Origin of the sequence: Streptomyces sp. YS-3 (assembly GCF_045257485.1) — a bacterium.
GTDB lineage: Bacteria > Actinomycetota > Actinomycetes > Streptomycetales > Streptomycetaceae > Streptomyces.
Map to the genome: position 1 here is coordinate 1 of NZ_JBJHPC010000743.1, position 2,944 is coordinate 2,944.

The following is a 2,944-nucleotide window of genomic DNA, read 5'->3' on the forward strand; positions in this document are numbered from 1 at the left end:
GCCGGCGACCGCGTCGGCGAGCGGGAAGGAGGGCAGGGTGGGCGGTCCGTCGGGGGTGCCGGTGAGGTGGGCCAGTCCGCTCATGGCCTCGCCGACCGTGCCGAAGCCGGGGCGGCGGGCGTAGGGGCCGCTCTGGCCGAAGCCGGTCATGCGCAGCAGCACCAGGCGCGGGTTGGCGGCGCTGAGGGCGGCGTAGTCCAGACCCCAGCGCTCCAGGGTTCCGGGGCGGAAGTTCTCCACGATGAGGTCGGCGTCGGCCGCCAGTCGGCGGAAGAGCTCCTGGCCCTCCTCGGTGTGCAGGTCCAAGGTGGCTGAGCGCTTGTTGCGGGCCACGACCTTCCACCACACGGGGACGCCGTCGACCTGCGCGCCGTAGCGGCGGGCCGGGTCACCGTCCGGGTGCTCGATCTTGACGACGTCGGCGCCGTAGTCCCCGAGCAGGGTGGCGGCGAAGGGGCCGGCGAAGAGGGTGGCGGTGTCGATGACTTTCAGCCCGGCGAGCGGGGCCGGTGCGCCGCCGGGCACCGGGTGTTCACCGGGGTCACTCGTGGTGCGAGGGATCATGATCACCAGACAACATGCTACGCACAGCGAAGTAAATGCGAGCCGTGTCACATTCAACAAAGTTGATCGGTTTCCAGCCAAAAATGGTCTCTGTGTACTAATTACCGCAGGTCACAGACGCAATAGCGAGCCCTCTCATGCATGGTGGTGCTGCTGCCGCACGACGGTAATCTTGACGAAAAGCTAAGCCGTGCTTATAAGCTAAGCTTCGTTCGTGGAAGACAAGGAACTCACTCTCGACCTGGCCAGGCAGACCCGCGACAGCGTGTCCGCACTGGCACGGCGCATGCGGCAGGAACGCCCCGCGCACGGTCTCGGACTCACCAGCGCCTCGGTGCTGAGCCGACTGGACCGCGTCGGAGCCCTCAGCCCGAAGGAGCTGGCCGCCGCCGAAGGCGTCCTGCCCCAGTCACTCACCCGCCAGCTCGCCTCCCTGGAGGAGCACGGCCTCATCACGCGTCGGCCTCACGACCGCGACGGCCGTCAGGTCCTCATGGAGATCACCGACGCGGGCCGTCATCTGGTGGAGAGCGACCGGCAGAGGCGTGACGCGTGGCTCGCTCAGGCGATCACCAAACGCCTGACACCGGTGGAGCGGGAGATCCTCGGCGCCGCGAACAAACTGCTGGACCTCTTGTCAGAAACCTAGGAGACCCCGAGGGGGCGTCGTGCCGTTACCGACCGCGCAGACCGCAACTCAAGCGGCTGCCCCTCCCCGTATCCCCCTCGGCTTCCTCACCCCGATCGTTCTGGGCACCCTGCTCAACGCCCTCAACTCCTCGATGATCGCGGTGGCGCTGCTCTCCATCCAGAAGGCGTTCGACGCCGGGGCCGAGGTCATCTGGCTGGTCTCCGGCCTCTATCTGGCCACCGCCGTCGCCCAGCCCACGATGGGCCGCCTGGCGGACGCCCTCGGTGCGCGCCGCGTCTTCGGGTTCGGCCTGGTGCTGGTCCTGGTGTCGGCGACCGCCGCGCCGTTCGCCCCCACGCTCGGGTGGCTCATCGCCGCCCGCGTCGTACTCGGGATCGGCACCTCGGCCGCCTATCCGGCCGGCATGTCGATGATGCGTACCTGGGCCGCCGCCCACAGCGGCGAGGGCTCCACACCCACCGGCGGGCTCGGCGCCATCTCCGCCGCCTCCCAGGCCGCCGTCGCCCTCGGTCCGCCGCTCGGCGGTGTCCTGGTCCAACTCGCGGGCTGGCGCGCCATCTTCTGGGTCAACGTCCCGCTCACCGTGGCGGCCATGATCATGGCGTTCCTCTGGCTGCCCGCCGACGAACCGGCCCGCGACGCCGGCGCCACGCTGCGCGAACTCGACCTCGCGGGCATGGCCCTGTTCACCGGTGAGCTGTGCGGTCTCATGCTCTTCCTGCTCTCGTTGCCCGACGACCCCTGGTGGTGGGCGCTGGCCGTCTTCGTCGTGCTGACCGCCGCGCTGATCTACCGCGAACTGCGCGCGAACAAGCCCTTCGTGGACCTGCGCATGATCGCCCGCAACGGGCCGCTCGCCGCGACCTATCTGCGCTGCATGGGCACGTACGTGGTTTTCTACTCCATCACCTACGCCCTGCCCCAGTGGCTCCAGCAGGGCCGCGGCCTCTCCGAGTCCGCGTCCGGCCTGGTGATGCTCCCGGTGGCCGCCCTCGGCTTCGCCACCACCATGTGGGCCACCCGGCTCGTCGAACGCGGTCTGCGCACCGTCCTGATCACGGGTTCCGCCGCCCTGTGTCTGGGCAGCGGGGCGCTGGCCCTGTTCGGCGAGACCGTGCCGATCTGGGAAGTCCTCCTCATCGCCGCCGTCCTCGGGCTGCCCAACGGCTTCAACAGCCTGGGCAACCAGACGCTGATGTACCGCACCGCGCCCGCCGACCAGATCGGCACCGCCTCCGGGCTGTACCGCACCGCCCAGTACATCGGCGCCAACCTCGCCTCGGCCCTGGTCGGGATCGCGGTCGGCCGCGACGCCGACGACTCCGGACTGCACCTGCTGGCCGCGGTGATCACCGGCATCAGCCTCGTCCTGCTCGTGAACGCCGCCACCACCCGGCATCTGCGCGGCGCCGAAGCACGCGGCTGAGCCCCGCCGATCCCCTCATCCCTCACGTGCGCACCCCGCGTACGCGTACACCGGTTCAGAAAGGACCACACCCATGCCCGTCACCGAACTCAGCCCCAAGGCCGCCCTGGTCGTACTCGACCTCCAGGAAGGCATCCTCGGCCTCCCGCTGCAGCCCCACCCGGCCGACCAGGTCGTGGCGAACAGCGCCCGGCTCGCCCACGCCTTCCGTGCGGCCGGGCTGCCCGTCGTGCTCGTCAACGTGGCCCACGGCCCCGACGGCGGAGCCGCCCTCAACCCCCGCGCCGACGTGCCCCACAACC

At 70.2% G+C, this 2,944-nt stretch carries 4 protein-coding genes; 3 read left to right on the forward strand and 1 reads right to left on the reverse strand.

Features of this window, described 5'->3' with window-relative positions; translation table 11 throughout:
- The coding region (locus ACJA3G_RS34145) for a CaiB/BaiF CoA transferase family protein (RefSeq protein WP_406556915.1) at positions 1 to 564 on the reverse strand (564 nt) is incomplete at its 3' end.
- A 214-nt stretch (positions 565 to 778) separates the two neighbouring features.
- Between ACJA3G_RS34145 and ACJA3G_RS34150 the strand changes: the two genes are divergently transcribed.
- The 3 genes from ACJA3G_RS34150 to ACJA3G_RS34160 all read left to right on the forward strand — a co-directional run.
- Positions 779 to 1,213, forward strand: a complete 435-nt coding sequence (locus ACJA3G_RS34150) for a MarR family winged helix-turn-helix transcriptional regulator (RefSeq protein WP_406556912.1) — start codon at positions 779 to 781, stop codon at positions 1,211 to 1,213.
- Positions 1,214 to 1,232: 19 nt separating this feature from the next.
- Positions 1,233 to 2,642, forward strand: coding sequence for an MFS transporter (locus ACJA3G_RS34155; RefSeq protein WP_406556913.1), 1,410 nt, complete (start codon positions 1,233 to 1,235; stop codon positions 2,640 to 2,642).
- A 73-nt stretch (positions 2,643 to 2,715) separates the two neighbouring features.
- The coding region (locus ACJA3G_RS34160) for an isochorismatase family protein (RefSeq protein WP_406556914.1) at positions 2,716 to 2,944 on the forward strand (229 nt) is incomplete at its 3' end.